Below are 25,114 nucleotides of genomic sequence, written 5' to 3'. Positions count from 1 at the left end.
TTCGTCTCGGTAGTTTGGAAGGAAAGCCAGATGACACAAGAAGAATTCGACAAATTCATGGCCGTGCACCCCGGACTCATCGACCAGTTTCACAAGGATCGTCGTATCTGGGTATCGCACATTCCCAGCGTCCAGCTACGCAGCTTCACCGACCACCTCAGCAAGCTGTTCGGATGCCCCCTGCTCTCAACACAGATCGAGCCCGAACTGGAATTTGTCTTTTACGATCCCGAAGCAGCGGGCAATTCAGACAACGAGTTGCTTGATCTCTCCCATGAGCGTGCCGGAGATACAGTAAGCCTCTGACCCCCGGCATGATCGAACAAACTCATCTCGACCGTCACAAACCAGCCCTTTGTCTCACCAGCCTATAGATGTGTTTGCCCGCTCTCCCGGGCTTCAGTGGCCCACTCCTGGGAACGGGCAGATCAGACGATTGGGCGATGGGTGAAACTGAGTTAAGAAGAGAGCCCTCAGCGCACTTTCCTGTCAGGATTCCCCCTGCTCGCAACCATCGCCCTTATCATGCTGTCTGCATGCGTCATCCTGAGGCTGGCGCTACAGAATGTACATGATCCTCGATTGACAGCCCTGCGCACGGGCTTGCTTGCGCTTCAGATCCTCCTGGCATGCTGGGTTGCTCTTTGCGGCTATCATACGACACTGGGGCCGTTGACGCTCGATCCGCTCACCGCCTGCTGGGTTGTACTCTGGAGTCTGGGTCAACTTGCCTCCGACCGGGTGTGCGGGCCGACCGGCGAGGCATGCGGCGCCCTCGGTCTTCTGTGTCACAATCAGGCGCTGGCTCTGATCTGCTTCATACCCAGCCTCATTGAAAACCACCGTCGATTGCCTTTTCGCCGTTTGGCGAAGGAACAGGGCACGGATAATCGCAGCTCCTCTGCCCCAGCGCACAGACAGCAAGAAAAATGGCCGGAGAAAAAGCCTGACGGCCTCTGGCAGAGCGCGTCATGGCAGTTGGGCCTTCTGGCTCCTGCCGCATGCTGCCTCGCGGCTGCGGCGCTTTTTCCCCAGCATGTGCATGGTGATGCCTTGACCGGACAGGGCGTGACGCCGGACATTCTCTCTGAAGTGGGCTCTGGCGTGGCAGCCAATGCCCGTTTACAGGGAGCAACGTCTTTTGACTTTCTTGTTCCCCTCGCAACGCTGGCACTCCTGCCTGCCTTTGCTGCCATGCCGGTACTGGCCTATTCCCTGATCGTTCCTTCCGTGATCGCACAGTCTGGCGCGTTCTGGCCTGTCAGCCTTGTTGTGATTGGTGGAGGCCTGTCCCTTTTTCTGCCTTTACAACGTACGCTTTCCCTCTGGCCGCTTCTTCTGCTGGGGTTGACACAAAGCGCACGCGCAGGCGGGCTTGCCGACTGCGCCCTTGCAGGAAGCGAGGCCTTCATTCTCTCCCTTGCCCTGCACGGGTTGGGCGGGAGAGCAGGTTTCCTGCAAGCCCCCCTTCCACCGCTCGCCGGTTTTCTCCCTTTCTGGCTGAGTTTGCATGTGGTGAACGGACTGACCGGCCTCTCTCCTGCATGGACTGCTGGAGGCATGATTCTCAGCCTTGCGATCGGCGTGCTCATGGTAAAGGCGTGGCTTGCCTCCTGGCAGGCCCTGGGTGGGGTGTCTTTACCGGGCACCGGCTTATCTCTTGCCGGAAAAGGCCTCCAGGCAGGGAGCATGGCGAGTACGCCTCTCTCGTTTGGTCTGCATAAAATCCCGTCCCTCACCCTTGGCCTGTGTCTGTCCGTATGCCCCGGATTACTGCTCGGCTTTGTGCATGACGCGGCATTGATCGTTGCCGGTGCGCCGCAGGAGATATGGCGTAGCTGGCCGGTCTGGTCAGTCGCAGGGGGTGATGGCGCTTTCTGGTATCCAGCTCTTGTCTTCGTTGTGCCTGCGCTCGTGGCACCAGCGTTCATCAGCCATATTCCGGCCCTACTCACGCCTGTCCCATTCTGGCCCTGCGTCGCTCCACAGATCCGCCTTCCATGGGCAGCAAGGCGCCTGCTCGCTGCCGGGCGTAGGCGATTTATCCTGACCCGACAGGCACTGTTGCGCCAGACTGGCGCTGATCCTGAGAAACCCGACTCTACAGGATTCATCCTTCTCCAGCCCGACATGTTCCTTGCTCGGCACGCTCTCGTGCTCTGGCTGCTGCTGATAGCCATTGCCTTATCGTGGCTGGGGTGGACCGGATGATCACTGCTGTCGCCCTGCAGCTATGCATCTTACTGGCCCAGATCGTAACGGTGGCCCTTCTGGCGCCATTCCTTACCGATCTGGAATGTATTGTTGAAAACACGATGGCAGGGCGCCCTGGTCCCTGGCCCGGCAAGCGATGGCGGCAATTGCGTGCTGGTTGGCGGCAGAATACGGCGATATCGTCTCTGTCCTGGATGGGACTGTGCGCCACGACACTCGCCGGGCTCAGTATTCCGTTTGCATCAACCCAGATCCCTCTCCACTTTCTCTCGGAGCCCCTGGCCTGCGGCGTGCTACTGATTGTCACCAGCATCTCGGTCTGCATTCAAGCTCTGACCCATTCCCCGACGCGCCTGTTGCGGCTCCGCCTGACAAGCTCTCTGGGCGCGCTTGGGCATGATCTGCTTTTTCTAGTTCCTCTGCTTGCCCTGACGGGTACCCTGATCACCGTGGGACTGCCGGGATCGGCAACACTCGTCGCATTATTGCAACAACGCCTTCTACAGCCCTCGCCTGCCCTGCTTGGTGGCCTTGTCTTCATTGCCGGGGCAATATTACTGATCCTCAACCGTCGCCTGCTCTCTGATTCCTGGCATGAAAGGCTGATTTCCGCCACCGAGGGGCGTCATCGCAGTCTGCTACGTTACCAGCATGACCTGTCTGCTCTATGCTGGTATCTGCTGATGGCTGACCTTATCTGGCCAGATTCGATCGCCACAGCAGCAGCAACTCCAGGCCATCTCTTGCTACTCTGGTGCCTTGCCGCTCCGGCCAAACTGGGTTTTCTGGTCGTCTTCGCCACGGCGTGGCGCGTGATACGTCCATTACCATCGGCGATGTTGGCCCTGGTTTTAACTGGTGCAGCCATTCTGCTGGTGGTTGCGGGGAGGCTGGCCTCATGATCGTTCTTCTTGGTCTGACCCTGCTCATCGCTCTTGCAGCGATCGGTCGCGATGCCCGTATCCTGCCTTTTCATGGCACCTGTGCCGCAGCGTGCGTCTCTGGCATCGGTCACGGTGCCCCGGCTCTCGCGGCTCTTGTGTTCCTCCCCGCAGTCAACGGTGCCGGCCTTATCGTGTTGCGTCGTCACGTAGCCTGGCGCTCGGGAGAGCCACATGAGCGACGAACATCTCAGCAAGCTGCGGGCCTTGCCGTCTGCGCCGCAATTTTTCTCGTACTCCTCACGGCCCTGGTCGCAACCCCTGGCATACCGGTACTGATCTGCATCGGCATCGTACTGGCTGGTCTATGCGGCGCGGCCCTGCCTGCGCCTCTTTTGCAACTGGTTGCCCTGTTATGCACCCTCAACGGGCTTCTTCTGCTGGGCGGTTACGTCCATAGCTGGCCGCTTGTTCTGGGCACAGCGCTGGTCTGGGTTGGACTTTTATTGTTGGGCAGTTGGCTGATGCCACGCCTCGCCTGGCATCGCGTCAATGGCCCTGAACATGGCTGAAACCATCCATCAGCTTGCCCGCTTTCTCGTGCCTGCATGGCCATTGCTGGCAGCCAGCCTGATGGCACTCCTGCCCGAGGCACACGCGACGCGTTCAGCCAGGCATTTTGCCCTTGTCGGGCTTGCCCTGACGCTTTTTCTGACCCCACTCCTTCCGGGACAGGATCTGCTGAGCCGTTGGGGTTGTCTGCTTGCGGGTGCCACGCCTTTTCTCGCGCTGGGCAAGGGACAAACGCGTCTGACACTGTGCCTTGATTTCATATCGAGCTGTATCATTACTCTGGCCCTCTGCGCCCATAACGTGCTTGGCGTTGTTTGTCTCACCGCCTGCGCGACGCTCAGTCTTGCCTATCGTGAAACGCTGGCTACCACACGTGCACGCCAAGCCTGGGACTCTATGCGCATGCGTCTGGCCGGCCTGATCCTGGCCCTGCTTGGGACCAGCCTGACAACCATGAGCCCTGACCTGGCCATATTGCGTCTTGGCGACCTGTTTCTTGCCGTTGGTCTGTGCCTGCTCGCAGGGCTCGGTACAATATTACCCTCTCCAGGCCTCTCAAGGCACCAGCACCATGGCAGTGCTCCTGAACGGCAGGATCGCGCTACCGCCCTGCCTGATATGCTTCTGTGCCTCAGCGCCGTGGGCCTTATGCTACGCTTGCCAACGCGTGAAGTTACCCACGTAGTGCTCCTGCTCGCCGGGTTGGCTGGACTGTGGCTGTGCGTTTTGGCCCGTCAGGACGGGGCACGGCTTCTTGTCTCTCTCGCCACCATTGCCGCTGCCCTGCCCATAGGCCCGCTCCCCTCACTGCTCCTTCTCAGTTCTGGCATGGTGCTGGCAGCCGAACCGCAGATTCCCGACGCCATGCGACGCTGGATGACAAGCGGTTTACCCCCGTGGCCGGGCTTCGCAGCTGGAGGCCTCATTCTGGCAGGGCTGTCCGAAGTCGGCCTTATACCCACTGTCATCGTGCTGGTTGCCCTCGGGCTTACAGCAAGCCGCGCGACGCTCGCATGGTGCATGCCGCTCGGCTGGCGCGACCGGGCGCTTGTCCTCACTCTTCTCGGTCTGGGGGTCATCGCACCGCTCGTGCTGGGGCTCAGCCCCCATGGCAACCCGATAGGGCCCCTCTCCTGGAGCGCCCCATGAGCATGATCGCCCGTATCCGGGCCGGCGAACGTCTTTCCCCGCACCACTACACCCTTGATGAGGGGCAATGGCGCGAAATGATTGCTGCGGCGCCGGGCTGGTTCATCGCTCACTGGTGTGACGATCTGCGCGCCTATGCCCTGTTCCTCGATCAGGAAACGCCGCTTGTGGTAAGCACCCCCCTGATTGAGGGGCGTTATTTCGCCCTGTCGGCGGCTCTTCCCTGCGCCTCCTGGCCAGAGCGCATCGCGCAGGATCTGTGGGGTTGTCTGCCACTGGGCGCCAGCGATACCGAACCTGCTCTGGATCGGGGTGGCTGGGCCAGTATCGCGCCTCTATCCGCGCGGTCCGTTCCCGCGCCTGTTTCGGCTGATCATACGCCTTCCCCATCCGTATTTGCGCAGAGCGTTCACGATGATATGGCGCCGTTCATGTGGGGGCGTGGCAAGATCATGCCGGGTGCCGCGCATATCGGCCTCATGCATCGCCTCAAGGGCTGTATGCCCGAGGAAGCATTGAGGTTGATTGGTCGCAGCAACGGATCGGCTTTCGTCGCAGCCCCGCTTACCTACTCGCGTGCGATCGAAAACGCGCTCGGCATCATCCCCGATGATGCGACACGCGATGCCCGCACGATCCTTCTGGAGATCGAACGCATTGTCGTGCATTGCCGTGATATTGCCCAGATGGCGCAGTTAACGGGCTTTGCCCTCCTTGCCACTCACGCCAGTCTTGCTGAGGATCTCTGTGCAGGGCTATGCGCCCATCACGGGGCCAGCCGCCGCCTGACCGATATGATCACACCGCAGGGGATTGCAGCAGGGGTCGACATCTGCGGCCTTGCTCATGCCATCCATGACGCCCTGATGCCACGCCTGCCCGTGATCGAGGGGTTGCATTTCCAGATGGCGGAGACGCTGGAGGGACTTGGCACGATACCCCCTGCCCGTGCCCAGGCCCTGTGCCTTGGTGGGCTGGTCGGCCGGGCTTCCGGACGCTCATTCGACCTGCGCCAGCTTGAAGACGACATGCGCCACGTTCCCGGCCGGGCAGGCTCGCGCCTCGGCGGCGATGGCTGGGCCAGACAATGCCTGCGCCTCGATGAGATACGTGACTCTCTCAGACGCATCGACCGCATTGCCGCAAATTTCGGCGTGCCTTTGCCATCACCGGCTGCGAACACATCCGGGTCCGGGGAGGGTATTGGCGCTGTCGAGGGCCCTCATGGCGATATATGGTGCTGGGTGCGCCTCAAGGAGTCACGCCTTGACGGGATCATGCTGCGTGATCCTGCCCTTGCCACGCTGGGTTCTCTCCCCGCGTTGATGCATGATGTCTGGGGGGACAGGCTCGTTCTGGCGTCGCTGGGCTTCGATCCTGCCGGTGCCGAGCAATAACCCCCGATCAGGGGATTACTCTGGCCCAGCCGCCATACGCCTCAAGCCTCGACGACAACCCTGCTTTGCGTCTCGCCCCCGGCATGACCCGTGGCGCTTTCGGGCACGGTCTCTTCGGTATGCTTGATTGCTGGTGAAGCTGGCTTGAGCGGATCGGCCGGTGGACGCAGGGAGCTGGCCACGGCTCGCCACAGACGCGTCACGAACATTACAAAGCTGCTGAGCGCGGTCGCATAGCAGGCGCCAGCCAGCGAAAAATGGCGTGTGAGACCATAAAGCACGGGAAAATAAGCCAGTGTAATCCAGGTACGATTGGCCATGAGAAAGCCGATCTGTCCCATGACAGTCAGCAAGGGTTCGAGCGGCACGACCAGGAGGGTGAGCACCGCGGAGACGAGCATGATCGAGATGTAATAGGTGGTGCCATGCAGATGGATATGCAGCATCAGCGAGAAAATTCGCCCACCAAAGAAAGCCGCCACCAGAAGGAGTGCGATCGAAACAGCGCAGAGGATACCGAATATCTTCCATGTCAGGCGCTTGAGACCGCTCCAGTCCTGCCGGTCACGCATCTTGACCAGTTCGGGATAAAGCACAGGCGAGAGCATCTGCGCCGGTGTGACGATCCCGTCGGCAATCTGGCGGCAGATCCTGAATACGGCGGCCTCGGCAGAGCCGAGTAACGACCCCACGACCAGTGTGCTGATATGGCCAGACACTGCCCCGAGGGTCTGATTGATGCTTGTCGAGCGGGTGAAGGCCCACATGCCCGGCAATTGCCAGCGCCATTGCCCAAGCACATCGCGCCAGCGCAGGCGCAGGCCGATTTTCCGACGCAGGGTGGAAAGTGCAAAATACAGGAACAGGCCATAATCCATCAGCACGGCCCCGGCCCAGACCAGCACGAAAAAGCCGAGATCAAGATGCAGCCCATAGCCGACAGCCGTACCCGCCGTACGGAAAATGGCCGTACAGGTATCGCTGACCGGCACGAGATGGAAACGCTCTGTCAGACGCAGAACGCCATTGCTCCACCCGGTATACATAAATGGGCAGATCAGCGCGTAGCCATAGGCCAGGAAGGTCACCCAATGCGACCAGTGCGCCACATGCGCGTAAAACGTGACGCTGATTACTCCGATACAGACCGCCACCACCGCGGAAATCAGATCGAGCCTGATACAGAACCCGATGATCTGACGCAGAAGAACCAGGTCGCGTCTGGCGTAAGGGTCATTTCCATAGCGGATGAGCGTTTGCCATGACTGCATGCGCGAGAAGGTCGAGGCCATGATACCCAGAGAATGGATCAGGATCAGCAGGCCGAACGACGCCAGCCCCAGTGCCCGCACGGCAAAGGCGATATAGGCAAAACTGCATATGGCTGTCGCAATGCGCCCCAATGTCAGGAAACTGACATTGTGGAAGATCCGTCTGGCGGCAGAGGGGTGGGTCGACATGCAGGGGTTTTGAACGTCCGGCCATGAAATGGGAAGGGAGGGGTCGAAAAAACTTGCAGGTTTCGCTCTTCGAGCCCTGACTGCCTTGCCTGAAATGCGCGAGAAACCATCTGATGAAGCACAGGACTCTCTGTCAAAGGTGAGTTTGTTCTTTTCACCCCTGACGTTTCGGGTGCCACTTCAACAGGGCCGCTTTCGTATCGGCCCCACCAGCGAGGTCCCATGTCCCTGCCCCTGAGCCCGGCACCCTTCCCCCCCACCATGGCCGTGCAGGCTGACCCCGCCCGATTTCCCGCGCTGAAACTTGTTGCCCTGAATGCTGCGCTGGCTGAATCACTGGGCTTTTCCCCCGCATGGCTCGAAACTCCCGAGGGTGTCGATTTTCTGGGTGGGCAGACGCGGCCTGACGGTATTGCCCCTGTGGCACAGGCTTATGCCGGCCATCAATTCGGCCAGTTCGTGCCGCAACTGGGCGATGGACGCGCCCATTTGCTCGGGGTTGCAGCCGACCGGCAAGGCCGTGTTTTCGATGTTCAGCTCAAAGGCTCCGGCCCCACACCATTCTCCCGGCGTGGCGACGGGTTGGCCGCCATCGGGCCGGTCTTGCGCGAATATCTCGTCAGTGAGGCCATGACCGCGCTCGGCGTTCCAACGACCCGCGCCCTTGCGGCTGTCCTGACCGGTGAGACTGTCTGGCGTGATCGTCCCCTGCCGGGTGCCATTCTCACTCGGGTTGCTGCAAGCCATCTACGTGTCGGTACATTCCAGTATTTCGCTGCACGGCAGGACAATGAGGCGCTGCGCTTCCTTTGTGATCTGGCAATCACGCGCCATTATCCGCACGCAGCCACAGCCGAAAATCCTGTAAGAGCCCTCTACGAAAATGTGGTCGCGGCTCAGGCAAGGCTGATCGCCCAGTGGATGAGCCTCGGGTTTGTGCATGGCGTGATGAACACTGACAACATGGCCATTTCGGGAGAGACGATCGATTACGGTCCCTGTGCCTTTCTCGATGTCTACAGCCAGGACAAGGTATTCAGCTCCATCGACCGTAACGGTCGCTACGCCTACGCCAACCAGCCGAAACTCGCAGGCTGGAATCTGGCCCGCCTCGCCGAAACCCTGCTTCCCTTTTTCGATGCGGACGAAGCGCGTTCCCTGACATGGGCACAGGAGACACTGGGCACGTTTGCCACGCTTTACGAAAATGCATGGCTCGAAAGAATGCTTTCGAAATTCGGGCTCACAACATGCGAACCGGATGACAAGGCTCTGATCGAGCGTTTTCTGGCGATCCTGGAGCAGGACAGACTGGATTGGACACTGAGTTTCCGACGCCTGACCCGCCGCGAGTTGTCATGCGATGCACAGAACTCACCAGCCATGACGCAATGGCTGCAGGATTGGGACGCACGTTGCGCACGGGAAGGCGTATCCGCCATTGTCCGTGAGAATGCCATGCGCCAGATCAACCCCGCAGTCATTCCGCGCAATCATCGGATTGCCGAGGCGATCGACGCTGCGGAGAGCGGTGATTTATCGGTGTTCCATGCCCTTCTCTCCCGACTGGAACGCCCCTTCGTTGACGATGCCATCTATGAAACCCCACCGCGCCCCGAGGAAGTCGTGCAGGCGACATTCTGCGGTACATAGGCCCCGCTTCTTCAAAGGGGGGATGACTGACTCAGACGCATCACAAGATGGTGCCCCCATTTGCCGTAGTGATTGCGCGCCGGTCATCTCCGGACCGGCTCGACACCCGTATTGGAACTCGAAAGTCGAGCGATATCGTGAAGCTCATCATTTTGGCGCTACAGGATCGAAGGCGATACGATGCGGACCCGCAACGGAGTGACTCATGACCTTGATGCGTAAGCATTGGTTCTATCCCTATATCGTCATGTCCTACATCGCTGTGTTTCTGTGGCTCTCAGGTTTTCAGAATTCCCCAGTGAAGGCGGCCCACCAGACGCTCATTGGTGCGACGTGGATAGGCACGCTCGTCCTTGCTTGCTGGGTGTGCGATCGCCCTCCCACGCTCATGCGTGGCCTTGTGCGCAGCCTTGCTCTTGGAGGTTCCGGCTTATGGATAGCACGCCATACACTGCCCGGCTTCGATGAGGGTGCAACCCCTCATATCGGGTGGGTCCGCTTCATCAGCGTCGGCCTCGCCGTTCTATGCGAAAGCATCGTCCTGATTGCTGCCATGCGACTTGTATTCGGCAAAACTGGCGATCCAGATAAGCTGAATGATCTTGGATTACCGCCTCTTGTCGTCAGGGCCATGCTTGCAGAAGCTCGTTTCTGGCGCAGGGTCTGGCACGCTCTGACCGTGCCACGATGATCAGGAAAGGAAAAACAAACCGGTTCTTTCACTGTTGACGCTGACTGTCGTTTTTTTTGTCCACTTCAGAAGCATTTCATTGCAACATAATGACCGTAACAAGCGGCATTCGGTGTAAACCGGACCGGCTCGCTGCGAAAAAGATTTGTACCATGCGCACCCATCACTGAATTGAGGAGCCTCGTGTCCCCTCGAAGTTGATGCAAGGTCACGGGGCCATCATGCGCCATTACCGCGCGGCATCCGGACTTATGAGTTAAACGGGTCGCTTGTGCGCCTGAAACCGATTGCCAAACGGTTGAACAGGTTCATCAGTCCGACAGCGATGGTCAGGTCCACAAATTCCTTTTCAGAGAACACCTCGGAGAGCGCACGAAACTCGGCATCAGGAATGACCGTCTCTCGTACGCTGGTAACACTCTCCGCCCAGGCAAGGGCCGCACATTCGCGCGCGCTGAATGTTGCCTCCATCTCACGCCATGCCTGAAGCACACCGAGTTTACGTGGGGAAACGCCCTTTTCGAGCAGGGTTTTCGTATGGAGATCGAGACAATAGGCGCAGCCATTGATCTGCGAAATGCGCAGATAGATCAACTCGACTAAAAGCGCATCGAGTCCCGAACGGGCAATGTAGCGATAGACGTCACCCAGTGCCCTGACACCCTGCGGGGCAATCGCTTCATAATCCAGACGCTGCGGCATGTTTTTGTCTCCCGGTAGTGATGTGTCCCGACGTTCCTCCCATGGGTCCTGCACCATCGGACAGGACGAAGAATGATGTTTTCAGCTGGACCTCCCATCTTGGTACACGCGAAGAACAGGTTTCTGGTCCTGTCGTCGCAGGGCGGATAGACCCAAGAACCATCACTCTTCTTCTCTCGTCCTGCGGTGCCCAAGCGATGCAAATTCTTCATATCGATTGCAGCCCTCGTCCTGACGGGCAAAGCCGGGTTATCTCGGCGGCCATTGTTGCGCGTCTCCGTGCGCTCGAACCCGGTGCTGCCATTGTCTGGCGCGATATCAGTGCTCTGCCGATGCCCGATGCCCCCTACGCTGCGCTTCTGGCACACCCTGATGATGTGACGCCCCCTCCTGCTGCGCGGGGATCGATTGCCCTGTCAGAAACACTCATCAGGGAAATCGAGGATGCCGATATTCTGGTGCTGGGTACGCCCGTGCATAATTTCACGGTTCCCGCCGCCCTTAAGTCCTGGCTGGACCATGTCGTGCGCGTGAACCGGACGGTTGCGCTAAGTGCTCAAGGCAAGAAGGGACTTCTGACGGATCGGCCTGTGCTTGTGGGTGTCGCGGCAGGTGGCGTCATTCTTGGCGACGATGCCCAGCAGCCGGATTTTTTCACCCCGTATCTCAGGGCAGTTCTGGGCTGTATCGGACTTCACAACCTGCATGTTGTTTCGGTTCAGGGTACGGCTTTTAGCGATGCCTCCGCGAAGGCCGCAGCCCTGGAGAACGCCCTGTCGGCGCTCTCACCGGTCCTTTCCGCCTGCACCGAGGCCGAACTTTCACGCGACATCCCGGCGCCACATGTCTGAGACGGGCTTCCACGCATGACCGCACCCACGGTCCCGCTCGCGGGACTCATACTCGACAGGCAGAGCACGCGAACCCTGAGCGAGCAGATCGCGGGGCATATCGAAAGTGCCATACGCTCTGGCGCCTTGCCCGAAGGCAGTCGCCTGCCGTCCTGGCGTGATCTGGCGACGCAACTTGGCGTCGCCCGTGGGACCGTGCGTGCCGCCTATGATCGGCTCATTGATCGCGATCTGCTTTATACTGCCGGGGCAGCTGGAACACGCATAGCCTCCCCGCCGGAATGGCCAAGCCGAATGAAACAGGCCGATACGGCCAACCCATCGATGTCTGCTGCGGCATCGCGCCCGGATGACGAGAGCGGTTACGGGTCTCTTGCCCTTTTCCGGCAGAGGGATACCCGGCCACTATCATTCCAGATGGGTGTTCCCGCGCATGATGTGTTTCCTGCCACGCTCTGGGCGCGTCTGCACCGGCAGGCTGTGCAGGCTTCTGCGCTCAATACAGGCGTCATGGACCCGCGCGGCCTGCCAGAATTACGGACCGCACTGGCCTCTCACCTTGCTCTGGCCCGCGGGCTGGATTGCAGCCCTGATCAGATCCTGATCACAACGGGATTTCGCAGTGGGCTTGCCATGGTCCTGCGTGCCATTGATTGCGCAGGCAAACAGGCCTGGGTGGAAGATCCGGGCTTTCCCATCACGCGTATGGCGCTCGAAAGTGCCGGTGTGCACCCTGTACCGATTGCGGTGGATGACGAAGGGCTGGATGTCGCGCAGGGGCAAGCCACCGCTCCCGGTGCAGCATTCGCGCTTGTTACCCCCGGTCAGCAGGCACCCATGGGGGTTTCGCTCAGTACAGCGCGTCGCTGTGCCTTGCTGCACTGGGCGCGACAAAGCAATGGCTGGATTATCGAGGACGATTATCTGGCTGAACTGCATCTGGACGGCCGCTCGCCCCCGGCCCTGGCCTCGGGTGAGCATGCTGATCGCGTGATCCATATCGGCACATTCAGCAAGACACTTGCCCCTATGGTCGGGCTCGGCTTTGTCGTGGCGCCGCCCAGCTTGCTCAAACGCCTGACCGAAACCGCCTGGTGGCTGGCCACCCCGCCCAATAACGCGGTGCAGATTGCCGTGACGCGGTTCATGCGCGAAGGGCATTATTTCCGACATCTGCGACGCACACGCGAGGCCTATTCCCAACGGCGTGACCTGCTGCACCAGACATTGCGGCATTGCCGGGCGCCCGTGGCCCATGATGCGGGGCTGTCCGTCATCCTGCCACTCCCCTCGGGCTATGATGATGCACGGCTGGCACAGCAGGCTCGGGCAGCGTCCCTCGGCATTACGCCACTCTCGGCGTGGTTCGCCAAGGGGTCACGCGCCCGGTCAGGCGTGTTGCTGGGCGTGGCCAATATACGCCCCGAGCAGGTCGAGGCCGATTGTCAGACACTCCTGAGCCTTATGGGCACGGGGCCCTGACAAGGGGGCACAGCCCCCGCTTCCTTGCGCACCCAGCTACCCACGCCCCCTCCCCTTTTCAATTTCAGGACAAGGACGATCAACCATGCCGGACTTCCGACGCGGCCTTCTGGCTCTTCCCTTTCTTTTTCCAATCTGGGGGTCCAGTCAGGCGCGTGCCGACACAGCGCCTGCTCCTGACTCAGCAGCGTTCATTGCCGAAGATCCGGCCCTGTCGAAAATGGTTGGCCGCGCCATTCCGGCTTTGCAATGGCAAACGCTGGACGGGCAGACGCTGGATCTCGCGGCACTGACCCGCAAGGGGCCTGTCTATCTCAAACTCTGGGCCACCTATTGTATTCCCTGTCGCGCCCAGATGCCCGGCTTTGAAGCGCTTTATCAGCGCTACAAGACACGCATGAGCGTCATTGCCGTCGATATCGGCTTTGGCGAAAACCGGGACAAGGTTGCCGCTTTTGTCAAAAAGACCGGACTGACAATGCCGGTCGTGATGGATGACGGCAAGCTGAGCGACTGGCTACAGATTCGTGCCACTCCCCTGCATGTGTTGATCGACCGCGATGGACGACTGGCCTATCTCGGCCATCAGGATGGCCCAGCCCTCGATGCAGCGCTTGAGCGGGTATCGGCCAGACCACGCACAGCCGGTGAGATCCACTTCGCCGACATAACCCCCACACCACCGCTGACCACCGGGGAACGGGTTCCCGAGATCACACTGAGCGATGCGACAGGTGCCACGGTGCCTCTGCGCCAGTCTGGCGCAACCGGAAGCCACAAACCCCAGATTGTCCTGTTCACGGCGCCCTGGTGCGAAAGCTATCTCGCCACGATGGACCCGCCGACCGCCCGCGCTTGCGTCAACACACGTCGCGTGACGCAAAAACTCGTTGGGCACATCGCAGCAGACTGGGTTGTCGTGGGGGCAAGGCTCTGGACAGAGCCTGCAGACATGGGCCCGTTCCAGACCCTTTACGGCCCCGGATTTCACGTGCTGCTCGATCGGGATAATCTCGCTTTCACGCGGTTTGGTGTGCGTCAGATTCCGGCCGTGGCACTCATTACGAAAGACGGCCGCCTGTCACGGATAATCGACGGATCGGATCCCGATCTGGCCTTGCAGATCAAGGCATTTGCGCGACAGGAACAATAAGCCTGCCCCCTGATGGCTGCCGGACGCCCCGGAAGCATCTGCGCCCTCGGGGTGAGAGTTGTTGCAGGCAAACAACCCCCTGTGGGCCAGAATCAAGACGCTATGGTCACCAGTGTTCAGGATTCTGGTGATCAGGTGAGCGTTTTTCCACCTTTCCTGACGGCGTCCCAATCCAGATCGAAACGTGCCAGATATTTGCGCAACCGGTCTGCATCATTGCGGCTCGAACGCTGCGTACGAGAGACGGAGAACAGGGTTCGCCCTGCGTCAGACAGAGTGGACGACATGCGGCATATCCGCACGACCGTAGCCAACTGGATGCGATCGAACATATCGATTGCGGCCGGATCCGGAACGATATCGGCCAGCATGGCCATATCGTCTGTGGCAACAGAACCCGCAGCATCGTGCCTTGCGGGGCGCCAGCGCGCCGACAGCTCTGCAATTTCCTCGTCGATCATCGGTACCGTGATGCGACCGCGCTCAGCCAGCGTGCATAGCCTGAGCAATGAGTCCGTCAAATCGCGATAATTGCCCGACCAGGACGCATCGATCGATGTCGCAAAACGCATATAGCGCGCCCGTGCGCCCGGAGCGAAGCCGGTTTTGGTTCCCGAACGGCGTTCGGCTGTGTCAAGCGCGTGATCAAACGCCGCTTCAATATCTACAAGACGTTCCCGCAAGGACGGTAGACGTATGATCCAGGGAAAAACGGACTCCATGCCCGCACCGTCCCGCGCGGTCGCAATCAGGCTGAACTGTGCATCCAGATCGGTCTCGCCACCCAAAGGACGGTAGCGTTTTACCACCGCCGCGCGAAAAAGAGTGTCGCGCAGGGCCTGTGGCACATTTTCCATGCCGTCGATCAGAAGCGTGCCGCGATGGGCCTGCGCCAGAAACCCTGCCCGTTCGGTCCCGGCCGCGCTGCCGAGGCCTCGTTTCTGACCCAGAAGCAACGCGGTGCCATCCTGCGTGGCAAGCAGACTGCCATCCACCCGAACGAGCGACCCGCGCAGCAAACGGCGCTGGATACGCAGGTCATGAATATTGGCCGCAAGCGTGCTCTTGCCGCAGCCCGCCGGGCCGGTAATCAGGATGGGGGCCTCTGACCTCAGGGCTATCTGCTCAAGCCGCCCGATCAGGCGATCAATCGCGGGGTCGGCACCCGATATACCGCTACGCAGCAAGGTGGAATGTTCGGCAGAGGCGATCTCGAAGCGATGCCTGATCGCGTCATATCGTGCGAGATCGAGATCGATGAGTGTCAGGCGCCCGTTGGGTCCCGTATCGGGACGCGGGGGCTCCATCTGGATAAGGCGCGCCGGGACATAACGACTTTCTGTGAGCAGATACCAGCAGATCTGCGCGACATGCGTGCCTGTCGTCAGATGGACGAAGTAACGCTCCCGGTCCTCATCGAAACCATAGGCGAGAGCGAAGTCATAGAGCTTGGCATAGACCTCCTCCAGATCCCAGGGATTGTCGAAATCAAGCACGGTCAGACGCACTTCGGTATCCGGCGAAATGGCCGCGATGTCACGTGCAACGTGGTGGGCCAGTGCCTCGGCATATCCGGGATAGAGCAGTTCGAAGCGATCGACCGGCAGGGAATCATGGCCGCAAAGCCTGGCGCTTGGCTGCCACGACCCGACTCCGCGTGTGCGATCGATTTTGACGCCAAGCAGACCGATAACCACGTTTCTCATGAGACGATTATTCCAGATAAAAGACGATACGTACAGATCAGAACCGGAGAGAGTAATTTAGCGAATAAATATATTTTCTCTATTCGGATCAGTACCTTATCCTGAAAAGCAGGTTTTCTTTCGGCCAAACCTCCTGCCGTCCATGCTTGAGCCAGATGCAAGCGACGAAAAGAAAGGACATGGCCATGAGCGCGCCTGTAGAGATCGACGGCAAGATTTTGATTGAATGGGGCCACACGCCCGGGCCCGCGTTTGGCGCAGCGCTTGAGCAGGCACGCGCATTGGCAGCAGAAGGGCGTGATGAGGCCGCCATACGCGCTGCCGTGGCCCCGGCGCCATTACCGCCCAAACTTGCGCTTCAGGACGCCGATACAGTACCGCTTCATGTTTCGCTGGATGCCGAAACACCCGATGAGGCGCTTAACCGTGAGCGTGTCATCGAGACGATGCGAACGCTGATGCGCACGCCCACGGTGGCAGCGGCAGCCATTATGCCCGATGCCTGCCCGGCGGGGCCGCTCGGCACTATTCCGGTCGGCGGCATTGTCAGCACGCGCAATGCCATCCATCCCGGCATGCATTCACCCGATATCTGCTGTTCGGTGATGATGACGGATCTGGGAATGGTCGATCCTGTAGCTGTGCTCGATGCGGCCTCCGGAGTTACGCATTTCGGTGCGGGCGGGCGCGATCAGGGGCGGCGCTTCACGCTCTCGCTCGATCTGCTTGATGCGTTCCGGGCCAATCCGTTCCTCAGCCACCAGAAAATGCTGCACACGGCGCAGTCCCATATGGGTACGCAGGGGGATGGCAATCACTTCCTGTTTGTGGGGCGGTCCCGTGCGACAGGTCATACCGCCATCGTGACGCATCACGGGTCACGCGGGCCAGGTGCCCAGCTCTACCGTGCCGGTGTGGAGGTCGCTGAACGCTGGAGGCGTCGCCTGTCGCTCGAGACATCGCGGCAGAATGCCTGGATCCCTGCGGATAGTGATGAAGGGCGCGATTACTGGGAGGCGCTCCAGATCATACGCCGCTGGACCAAGGCCAACCATAACGCCATTCATCAGGCGGTAACGGAAAGCTTGCGCGCCACGCCGGTAGAGCGTTTCTGGAACGAGCATAATTTCGTGTTCGAGCGCGACGGGCTGTACCATCACGGCAAGGGAGCAACCCCGGCCTGGGGCAGCTATGCCAGTGATGCGACAGGCAAGGTGCTGATCCCGCTCAACATGGCCGAGCCGGTTCTGGTCGCACGGGGGCGCGATGCTGGTCACGCCCTGGGCTTTGCGCCCCATGGTGCGGGCCGTAACATGTCACGCACCGAGCATCGCCGCCGCATGGGTGATACAACCCCGGAAGCGCTGCTTGCCGCCGAGACACAGGGGCTGGATGTCCGGTTCTTCGGGGGGAGGATCGATGTCTCGGAGCTCCCATCGAGCTACAAACGGGCTTCAAGTGTCGTGGAGCAGATCGGGCGTTATGATCTGGCGGATATCGAGGATTATATCGATCCTGTCGGCTGCATCATGGCCGGTGATATGGCGCCGCCCTGGCTGAATGGCCACCGCTCGGGTCGCCGGAACTAGCGCGAACCGCGCTGCCAGTATCCTGCGGGCACGGCACCGCAGGATATCACCCCTGACGACAGCCTCCCGGTCGGTATAGCCGGTATGGAACGACCGGCACCTCCGGCTCCGCACGGGCCGGCGAAGAGGCGCTCATACCATGCGCGCCTCACCCTCGGGACGGGAGGAGATGAATCAGGCCAGACCCACGCGCTTGCGCAGTTTGCGCAGTTCGCGTCCAGCCTCAATCATGAGGCCATGCGGCGACAGAACTGTTCGCTTGATATCGAACAGCGTGACATCGCCTGCCGCAGACAGGGTGTGCATGCCTTCATCATAGGGTGCGTAAACCGACGGTATGGGCAAGGCTGGCCCGCTGCGGGTTACAACGCGCTCGGTGGTGAGCACATCGAACCAGAGGGGACGGATGGCGCCACCATAGGTATGAGCGCAATCCTGAACCGGCAGCATGAGCTTTCCATCAATCGTGACCGGCGTGCCTCCCGCCCGTGCGCTGGAAGGATCGAGGCGTATCGGGTTCTGACCATGACGCGTCCAGGGGCCCGTCAGGCTTTTGGCGTAGGCGACATGCAGACGGCTTGGGGCTTTCTTGGCGGCTTCGACAGGGGTGTAGATCATCCACCACAGATCGTCATGGAAGCAGAGCGTGGCATCAACCGCGACTTCACCGCCCAGATCGATCTGGCAGACGGGTTCCCACTGATCGGGGAAGCGCGTGGCACGATAGAGTGTCTGTGTTCCCGAGCGATGCGCCTCGGGGAGCATCCAGAACGCGCCCTCTGCCTCGATGATCTGCGGGTAGGAAAGATGCCAGGGCTCACGCAGCACGATCTGCTGGCTGAGAAGCCGATACTCTTGGTCGTAGATGAGCACCTCAATCTCGCCGATGCGGTTGCGGTAGTCATAGATCTCGACAAAGACGTGCAGCCTGCCCTCGTGCCACACCCCGAACGGGTCGGCGCGAAACTGGAAGTCACGCGGCATGTCCGGCAGAAAGTGGCAGGGAATATCTGTCCAGTCGGGGTTTTCGAGCAACGTTGCAAGCGGGGCCTGCAAGATGCCGGTTCGCCAGATATCCTTTCGCAAGCTCATGTGATGTCTCTCCGGTAATCAATACGCCACCCGACCTGACTGCAACGGGGCGGGTGTCCTGTCAGGGGGTGACAGCAGACAGAAACAGGCAGGATTGCCCGGAAGGTATCCACGCTCGCTGCTGCATTGAAGGCTTGTCCAGCGTCACCCCGGACGATCATGAAGGCACCGCCTGCCTTGAAGCAGCAGGCGCAGAAATGTGGTGCGGCCTAGCGCAGATCGACGCGAATACGCCCCTTGGGGCTGGAACCATCGGTCTTGGCCTCAATCTGGACCTGATTGGGCGGTGCGCCCGATGCCACGATCTGGTCAGCCACATCCTTGCCGTCCTGCTCGGTCAGTGTCTCGATCGATTTTACCTGCGCTGCCGGACTGCCCGTCTCGGGGGAGAGCACGGTGACCACAAACAGAAGGTCGGGCTTGCGTGACAAAGCGAGCTTCGTACTGCGTGAGACAGCTGGGGCCCATTCCGCCTTGGGTGTGCCTGCAACAATCTGCAGGAAGGGTGCGGGCGCAGGCTTGCCCGGAGGCGCAGGCGGATAATGGGGCTTGGGTGGCTTGCCCGCATTGGGGTTAAAGAGCCTTTGATCGGGCGGGGTACAGGCCGTGAGCGCCCCCGAGACGAGGCACAAACCGGCGATCGCCAAAGACCGAAATTTCAGGAAACCACAATTTGAAGCATTCGTCATCGTCATGACCTAAAGAACTTGCAGGAAGACCGCACACAAGCAAGAGAGCGGGAACAGAAAGACCAGTTTTCACGAAAATATCGATAAGATTCTTGGTAGCCCCCTCTCGTCTCGTCTTCCAAGGGTGCTATGGTTTCATCTCTTATAACGAAACCGCCTACTGGCCGGGAGACTACAATGGCTGTGAAAATCGCGATCAACGGTTTTGGACGTATCGGACGTCTGGTGCTGCGTGGCATCATTGAAAGCGGACGTACGGATGTCGTGCCGGTCGCCATCAATGACCTCGGCTCGGTTGAAGAAAACGCCCATCTGCTGGCTTATGACAGCGTTCATGGCCGTTTCCCCGGCACGGTTCGCGTTGATGGCAGCAACCTGATCATCGAAGCCAATGGCCGCACCTATGGCCCCATCCGTGTTTCCGCCGAGCGCGACCCGACCAAGGTGCCGTTCGAAGGCGTCGACGTGGCCATGGAATGTACCGGCCTTTTCACCAGCAAGGAAAAGGCTTCGGCCCTGATCAAGGCTGGCGCACGCAAGGTCCTGATTTCTGCTCCGGGCACCGATGTCGATGCCACCATCGTCTATGGCGTGAACAATGCCATGCTGACGAAGGACATGACGGTCATCTCCAACGCATCCTGCACGACCAACTGCCTGGCACCGGTTGCCAAGGTGCTGGACGAGGCTTTCGGTATCGAATGCGGCTACATGGTGACCATCCACTCCTACACCGGTGACCAGCGCACGGTTGACACCCACCACCGCGACCCGCGCCGCGCCCGCGCTGCTGCCCTGAACATGATCCCGACCTCGACGGGCGCTGCCAAGGCCATCGGCCTGGTTCTGCCGCACCTCAAGGGCCGTCTGGATGGCACGTCGATCCGCGTGCCGACGCCGAATGTTTCGGTTGTCTCGCTCGACTTCATCCCGAGCCGCGCACCGGGTTCTGTCCAGGCCATCAACGACGCCCTGCGCGCCGCTGCCGAAGGCCCGCTGAAGGGCGTCCTGGACTATAACGAAGCCCCGCTGGTGAGCACGGACTTCAACCACTCCTATGCCTCCTCCACCTTCGATGCCACGCAGACGGCCGTGATCGATGGCGGCAAGATGGTGCGCATCTGCTCGTGGTACGACAATGAATGGGGCTTCTCGAACCGCATGTCCGACACGGCAGCGCTTTTCGGCAGCCTGTAAGCAACAAGAAACCGGGAGAAAAGAGCATGGCCAGTTTCCATACGCTCGATGACCTGTCTCCTGAGGGAAAGCGCGTCCTTCTGCGCGCTGACCTCAACGTGCCGGTGCGTGATGGCGCCATCACGGACACGACGCGTATCGATCGCGTCATTCCCACCATCTGCGAGCTGGCCGACAAGGGCGCGCGCGTGATCATCCTGAGCCATTTCGACCGCCCCAAGGGCCAGGTCGTGCCCAGCATGTCACTCGCCCCTGTTGCCGAAATGCTGGAGTCAAAAATCCAGCACAAGGTGCATTTCGTGTCCGACTGCGTTGGACCGAAAGCGGAAGAAGCCGTTGCCAACCTCAAGGATGGCGAAGTCTGCGTTCTTGAAAACACCCGCTTTCATGCCGGTGAGGAAAAGAACGATCCGGCTTTTACAGACATGCTGGCCCGTCTGGGCGATGTGTATGTCAATGACGCTTTCTCGGCGGCCCATCGCGCTCATGCCTCGACCGAAGGTCTGGCCCATCATCTGCCGGCCTATGCCGGTCGCCTGATGGAAGCCGAACTGAACGCCCTGACTGCAGCGCTTGAACTGCCTGAGCGCCCTGTCGGTGCGCTTGTTGGCGGCGCGAAGATCTCCACCAAGCTCGATCTCATCGGGAACGTGCTGGGCAAGGTCGATGTGCTGTTCATTGGCGGCGCCATGGCGAACACCTTCCTTGCGGCGCAGGGCGTTGCTGTTGGCAAGTCGCTTCAGGAAGCCGACATGCATGAGACAGCACGCAAGATCATGGCACAGGCCAATGACGGCAAGTGCGAGATCATCCTGCCGGTCGACGCCGTGATCGCCCGCGAATTTCGCGAGGGTGCCCCTTCGGAAGTCTGTGACATCCACGCCGTTCCGGCCGATGCCATGATTCTCGATGCTGGCCCCAAGACAATCGCGCTGATCAACGCCAAGCTCGAGGGTCTCAAGACCCTTGTCTGGAATGGTCCGCTCGGCGCCTTCGAGATCAAGCCTTTCGATACGGCCACGGTTTCTGTCGCCCGCAAGGCGGCTGAACTGACCAAGGCAGGCAAGCTCAAGACCATCGCCGGTGGTGGCGATACCGTCTCGGCGCTGCGCCACGCCGGGGCTGCCGACCAGATGAGCTATGTCTCGACAGCTGGCGGTGCCTTCCTCGAATGGCTTGAGGGCAAGCTTCTGCCCGGTATTGCAGTGCTCACCGACGCTGCCCACAACGCTTTCCCGATCTGATCGGGAAAAGCTTACCCGCCGGGTTGCATCACGTTTGATGACATCGTGATACAATCGGCGGGTTTCGGTTGCATAAGATTTTCTGACCTGGATACAGTCGCGTCAGCCGGTAATCGAGTCCGGTATTTTCGTGAAATACTGCACCAACGGAAAGAGGATCGCGCTGTTGCGTTTCTATTCTGCCTTGATACTCGGCCTTGTGAGTTGCGCCTCCATCGCCCCGCTTCATGCAGCGGAAACCGGTGTCGCAGGACAGTCTGCGCCGCCTGACGCCTCCCCGGCCCAGCCAGGCAATGGCCCCGCCCCCAAAAAGGCGGTGACGCCCGAAGCCGAGACGCGAAAAACACCCAGCCATGCGCGGTCTCTCCACTCAGGGCTCAACACGGTTTCGGCTTTCTCACTGGAGCCCGAAACGGCAGACGCCCCCCTGATCAGACAGGCCTCTCTAACCGTCAGGGCGCAAGCACCGGCATCGCATGACGGCTTTACCGAAGCGCCCTTGCCCGATGACTCGCTCGACGCCCCCAAAGAGCGTGGCGGGGATGACGATACGAAACTGCGCCCCGATTTCTTCCAGCGTAACCATCATCAGGTTGGCGATGCATTGGCCGGCGGCGCGGGTGCCAACGACCAGAGACGCGGGCATGGATCGATGGCCGCGGGCGTTGCCGTCGCAATCCCCATGGATTGAACCCGACAGCAGGGCTATCAGGCAAACTAGAACCCTGCCACCAGATTGAAATCGCAGAACACGCCCCGATCGCCGCGACTGGCTGCGCGGCGCAGACGCCAGCCTGCATCGACCGTCATGTTGAGATGCCGATTGATCTTGCTGTTCAGATCGGCCCCGATGCTGGAAAGCGTTACCACACGCGGCCCGATACCGGCCGGATGAACCTGCGAATTATCGCCCCAGTCCCAGAAGGCGCCGAGCGTATTCGTGTCTTCCAACGCATTGAACCCCGTCCATTTGCCAAGCGAGAAGCCCTTGGTATTGATCTCCTCGCTGAACATCAGGCCACGACTGCCGAAGGACGTGTTGACGTAATAACCACGCACCGTGCCCATGCCGCCAATCATCAGCTGCTCACTATACAGCAAATTATGGGTCGCACCCTGCCACGCGGCACGCGTGTTGGCCTTGAACCCCCAGGGGAGCGATAAGGCGCGCTTCAGGGTCAGGCGGTCATAGACATAATTCGGCTTGGCGTTGGGAAAAATCGTCTCATACCAGCCCCGCTTGTTATAGGCTGAAATGCCGGGCGGCCCGTAGACGATCTGGTTGTTGATCTCGGTCTTGCCCAGAGGGTCCTGCAGCGATCCCATGAACCCGGCGACAAACTGGTTGGTCTCGGCATTGGCCAGAATGAGTGGCACAGCCGCGCTAAACTGGTCCGAGATGGTCGATTTCCAGTCAAAACCAAGCTGTGTCGTGCCATCGAGGCCGAACAACGTACCAAGGGCGATATGGGGCAACATATGCTGCCAGCGTAGAGATGCCTGACCTGAAATGCCCTTATTGGTAAGGGGCTGATCGGCCACCGGATAAGAGACCGAATAACTTCCGAATACCAGCAGGGCATCGCGGGAAGTCAACGGAATTTCCCAGCTGCCATTATGCCCCGTGAAACGCCCCGAGACACTGCGCTGCAACTGATAGGTAAGGATATGCCCCAGATTGAAGGCATTGCCCCATGATATGCCAAGATCCCAGTTCACGCGGCCCAGCGTGGGATCGAGCTGGTTGTTGTAGGCCCCGTAAACATAGAGCGGCAGGCGATCAGCAACCTTCAGATCGACATCCGTCAAACCCGGCGCGGCACCGGGGCGATAGACCATATCAACGGTCCGGAACGGGTTGCTGTTGACCCAGCTCAGATCGGTCTGGAGGCTATCCAGCGAAAGTGTCTGACCTGTTCGGAGCCCGCTCTGGTTGCGAATGGTGCGGTCGGAAAACCATTGATTGCCGACGACCCGTATCGCACCGATGCGATATTCGAGCACATCGATATGCAAGATACCCTGATGGATCTTCTGGGGCGGTACGCTGACCGTCACGAAGGCATGACCCCTGGCGCGATAATACCCGACCACGGCATCGATGAGCGTCTGCATCTGCCCGAAGCGAAGAGCCTGCCCGATGAACGGCATCATGATGGCTATGAAATCAGGAGAGCGGAGAATATCGAGCCCGGTAGTGGTCAGGGAGGAGCGCCCGTCCTGTTCGCTGATACGCCCTGCAGGCTGGATGATGAGTGCACGAAGCTGGGGCAGCACCAGGCGGTCCGACTGCAGGGCAACGGGCGCGAGATCGTGGGTTCTGCTCGCAGGCGCTGACAGATCTGGAAGATTTGCGCTGCGGCTTGTTGCGCCGGAATGAAAAACCGTCTGAGCCTGCGCCAAGGGGGAATTGGCCATACCGATGGCGGCGCAGCAGAGAGCACCGGCCCTGAGGAGTCTGACCGTGAATGGCGTGCATCCTGCCCTCTTCTGTCCCGAATGACCCAAAGCTCGCCCGCGCAGCCCCTTCATGGTCTGGCTTCCTGCCGGGTGGATGCGGCAACCCGGTCGTCCGTTGCAACCGGTGCAAGACGCGGCTCTGCATGGTCGGGGCGCTCTGTCGTCAGCAGCACATCGCCATCGGGCAAGGCAACGGCACGATTGGCCTGTCGCATTCCATTGCGATTACCCGCCAGAGCAAACACATTGCCTCCGGCTGAAGCGAGCGAAGCCGCAGCATCATGAATCATGGCCTTGTCACCCGCGCCATGATGACGGCATGGCTCGGGCAGCACATACACGCCTGCGGGTCCAAAAGAGGCGTTCATGGTGGCCTGCGGGCGTGTTCCGCCATTCCCTGCGCGTTCGTTTTCGTCACGAGTTGTTTTCAGGGGGGCAGCCTGATCCGTCACACCAATCATGACAGCCTCGTCCTTGCGCGCGCCAATCCCTGCGCCGGCACTTCCCTCCAGGGCCGGTTCGGATGGCGCACCGCCCGCAATGAACTGGCCTGACGCGACGCTGTCGGGTGCCGGGCAGCCGCCAGACACGGCCTGTCCGTCAGGCCCGATCAATGTGCCGGCAGGGGTGACACGATAGGTCTCGCCATTCAGCCCGACCTCTGCCTTGACGGGAGAGGGCCGATTGCCAACGACGCTATCGAGTGTGCCATTGGCCGAGGCCGAGGCACGCGCTCCGGGAGCGAAACCGCCCGCCGATTGCGCTCCCTCCGCCCGCTGCGCGTGGCATGGGTTTACCCCTGCGCCAAGCAGCATGATGCCGGGGAGAACAACAGGAAGCGATGACCGCCAGAGACGGCGAAGAGCATGAGGGCGGCGCATGGTAACCGGGCAGGAAGACGAGGAAGGGTTCAGTATATCACCAAACCGTG

At 60.4% G+C, this 25,114-nt stretch carries 22 protein-coding genes; 15 read left to right on the top strand and 7 right to left on the bottom strand.

Features of this window, described 5'->3' with window-relative positions:
• Positions 1 to 30 precede the first annotated feature (30 nt).
• From F3J08_RS03590 to F3J08_RS03565, 6 genes are all read left to right on the top strand, one after another.
• Positions 31 to 306, top strand: a complete 276-nt coding sequence (locus F3J08_RS03590) for a hypothetical protein (RefSeq protein WP_122040349.1) — start codon at positions 31 to 33, stop codon at positions 304 to 306.
• Positions 307 to 582: 276 nt separating this feature from the next.
• On the top strand, positions 583 to 2,211 hold the full coding sequence (locus F3J08_RS03585) for a hypothetical protein (protein ID WP_166928467.1): 1,629 nt from the start codon (positions 583 to 585) through the stop codon (positions 2,209 to 2,211).
• Positions 2,208 to 3,116 (top strand): hypothetical protein, encoded by a 909-nt coding sequence (locus F3J08_RS03580; RefSeq protein ID WP_166928466.1) that lies wholly within the window; start codon positions 2,208 to 2,210, stop codon positions 3,114 to 3,116. The genes F3J08_RS03585 and F3J08_RS03580 overlap by 4 nt, the downstream gene beginning before the upstream one ends.
• Positions 3,113 to 3,667 (top strand): hypothetical protein, encoded by a 555-nt coding sequence (locus F3J08_RS03575; protein WP_166928465.1) that lies wholly within the window; start codon positions 3,113 to 3,115, stop codon positions 3,665 to 3,667. The genes F3J08_RS03580 and F3J08_RS03575 overlap by 4 nt, the downstream gene beginning before the upstream one ends.
• Positions 3,660 to 4,817: a hypothetical protein gene (locus F3J08_RS03570; protein WP_162922335.1), complete on the top strand. Its 1,158-nt coding sequence runs from the start codon at positions 3,660 to 3,662 to the stop codon at positions 4,815 to 4,817. The genes F3J08_RS03575 and F3J08_RS03570 overlap by 8 nt, the downstream gene beginning before the upstream one ends.
• Positions 4,814 to 6,214: a hypothetical protein gene (locus F3J08_RS03565; RefSeq protein ID WP_166928464.1), complete on the top strand. Its 1,401-nt coding sequence runs from the start codon at positions 4,814 to 4,816 to the stop codon at positions 6,212 to 6,214. Before F3J08_RS03570 ends, F3J08_RS03565 begins: the two co-directional genes overlap by 4 nt.
• 41 nt (positions 6,215 to 6,255) lie before the next feature.
• Here the strand turns inward: F3J08_RS03565 and F3J08_RS03560 are convergent, their stop codons facing one another.
• Entirely contained in the window at positions 6,256 to 7,674 is a 1,419-nt protein-coding gene (locus F3J08_RS03560) for a lipopolysaccharide biosynthesis protein (RefSeq protein ID WP_166928463.1), read from the bottom strand.
• 222 nt (positions 7,675 to 7,896) lie between these two features.
• On the opposite strand from F3J08_RS03560, the gene F3J08_RS03555 reads away from it, so the two are divergent.
• On the top strand, positions 7,897 to 9,327 hold the full coding sequence (locus tag F3J08_RS03555) for a YdiU family protein (RefSeq protein WP_166928462.1): 1,431 nt from the start codon (positions 7,897 to 7,899) through the stop codon (positions 9,325 to 9,327).
• Positions 9,328 to 9,532: 205 nt separating this feature from the next.
• Positions 9,533 to 10,018: a hypothetical protein gene (locus tag F3J08_RS03550; RefSeq protein ID WP_166928461.1), complete on the top strand. Its 486-nt coding sequence runs from the start codon at positions 9,533 to 9,535 to the stop codon at positions 10,016 to 10,018.
• A 249-nt stretch (positions 10,019 to 10,267) separates the two neighbouring features.
• Here F3J08_RS03550 and F3J08_RS03545 read toward each other — a convergent pair whose 3' ends face one another.
• A complete protein-coding gene (locus F3J08_RS03545) occupies positions 10,268 to 10,720 on the bottom strand; it encodes a carboxymuconolactone decarboxylase family protein (RefSeq protein WP_166928460.1) in 453 nt (150 codons plus the stop codon).
• 197 nt (positions 10,721 to 10,917) lie between these two features.
• Here F3J08_RS03545 and F3J08_RS03540 point away from each other — a divergent pair, with 197 nt between their 5' ends.
• From F3J08_RS03540 to F3J08_RS03530, 3 genes are all read left to right on the top strand, one after another.
• Positions 10,918 to 11,571, top strand: coding sequence for an FMN-dependent NADH-azoreductase (locus tag F3J08_RS03540; protein ID WP_166928459.1), 654 nt, complete (start codon positions 10,918 to 10,920; stop codon positions 11,569 to 11,571).
• Positions 11,572 to 11,586: 15 nt separating this feature from the next.
• A complete protein-coding gene (locus F3J08_RS03535) occupies positions 11,587 to 13,053 on the top strand; it encodes a PLP-dependent aminotransferase family protein (protein ID WP_166928458.1) in 1,467 nt (488 codons plus the stop codon).
• Positions 13,054 to 13,138: 85 nt separating this feature from the next.
• The gene (locus F3J08_RS03530) at positions 13,139 to 14,206 is read left to right on the top strand and encodes a thioredoxin family protein (protein ID WP_166928457.1); all 1,068 of its coding nucleotides are present in this window, start codon (positions 13,139 to 13,141) and stop codon (positions 14,204 to 14,206) included.
• Between the two features lie 131 nt (positions 14,207 to 14,337).
• Here F3J08_RS03530 and F3J08_RS03525 read toward each other — a convergent pair whose 3' ends face one another.
• Entirely contained in the window at positions 14,338 to 15,912 is a 1,575-nt protein-coding gene (locus F3J08_RS03525; protein ID WP_166928456.1) for an RNA repair transcriptional activator RtcR family protein, read from the bottom strand.
• A 185-nt stretch (positions 15,913 to 16,097) separates the two neighbouring features.
• Between F3J08_RS03525 and F3J08_RS03520 the strand changes: the two genes are divergently transcribed.
• Positions 16,098 to 17,501: an RtcB family protein gene (locus F3J08_RS03520; RefSeq protein WP_166928455.1), complete on the top strand. Its 1,404-nt coding sequence runs from the start codon at positions 16,098 to 16,100 to the stop codon at positions 17,499 to 17,501.
• A 174-nt stretch (positions 17,502 to 17,675) separates the two neighbouring features.
• On the opposite strand, the gene F3J08_RS03515 is transcribed toward F3J08_RS03520, so the two are convergent.
• The gene (locus F3J08_RS03515) at positions 17,676 to 18,593 is read right to left on the bottom strand and encodes a formyl transferase (protein ID WP_166928454.1); all 918 of its coding nucleotides are present in this window, start codon (positions 18,591 to 18,593) and stop codon (positions 17,676 to 17,678) included.
• A 209-nt stretch (positions 18,594 to 18,802) separates the two neighbouring features.
• On the bottom strand, positions 18,803 to 19,288 hold the full coding sequence (locus F3J08_RS03510; protein WP_146926520.1) for a hypothetical protein: 486 nt from the start codon (positions 19,286 to 19,288) through the stop codon (positions 18,803 to 18,805).
• Positions 19,289 to 19,459: 171 nt separating this feature from the next.
• Between F3J08_RS03510 and gap the strand changes: the two genes are divergently transcribed.
• The 3 genes from gap (at position 19,460) to F3J08_RS03495 (ending at position 22,414) form a co-directional block, all read left to right on the top strand.
• Positions 19,460 to 20,479 carry a type I glyceraldehyde-3-phosphate dehydrogenase gene (gene gap / locus F3J08_RS03505; RefSeq protein ID WP_035444442.1) on the top strand — a complete coding sequence of 340 codons (1,020 nt, stop codon included), beginning with the start codon at positions 19,460 to 19,462 and terminating at the stop codon, positions 20,477 to 20,479.
• Between the two features lie 26 nt (positions 20,480 to 20,505).
• On the top strand, positions 20,506 to 21,723 hold the full coding sequence (locus F3J08_RS03500; protein ID WP_122050608.1) for a phosphoglycerate kinase: 1,218 nt from the start codon (positions 20,506 to 20,508) through the stop codon (positions 21,721 to 21,723).
• Between the two features lie 166 nt (positions 21,724 to 21,889).
• On the top strand, positions 21,890 to 22,414 hold the full coding sequence (locus F3J08_RS03495; protein WP_122040366.1) for a hypothetical protein: 525 nt from the start codon (positions 21,890 to 21,892) through the stop codon (positions 22,412 to 22,414).
• Between the two features lie 26 nt (positions 22,415 to 22,440).
• On the opposite strand, the gene F3J08_RS03490 is transcribed toward F3J08_RS03495, so the two are convergent.
• Both F3J08_RS03490 and F3J08_RS03485 read right to left on the bottom strand, forming a co-directional pair.
• A complete protein-coding gene (locus F3J08_RS03490; RefSeq protein ID WP_166928453.1) occupies positions 22,441 to 24,255 on the bottom strand; it encodes a ShlB/FhaC/HecB family hemolysin secretion/activation protein in 1,815 nt (604 codons plus the stop codon).
• A complete protein-coding gene (locus tag F3J08_RS03485; RefSeq protein ID WP_166928452.1) occupies positions 24,252 to 25,064 on the bottom strand; it encodes a hypothetical protein in 813 nt (270 codons plus the stop codon). Before F3J08_RS03485 ends, F3J08_RS03490 begins: the two co-directional genes overlap by 4 nt.
• Positions 25,065 to 25,114 lie beyond the last annotated feature (50 nt).

Origin of the sequence: Asaia sp. As-1742 (genome assembly GCF_011753235.1) — a bacterium.
In the GTDB taxonomy this organism is placed as follows: domain Bacteria; phylum Pseudomonadota; class Alphaproteobacteria; order Acetobacterales; family Acetobacteraceae; genus Asaia; species Asaia bogorensis_B.
This window is presented reverse-complemented; position numbering and strand designations above follow the sequence as displayed.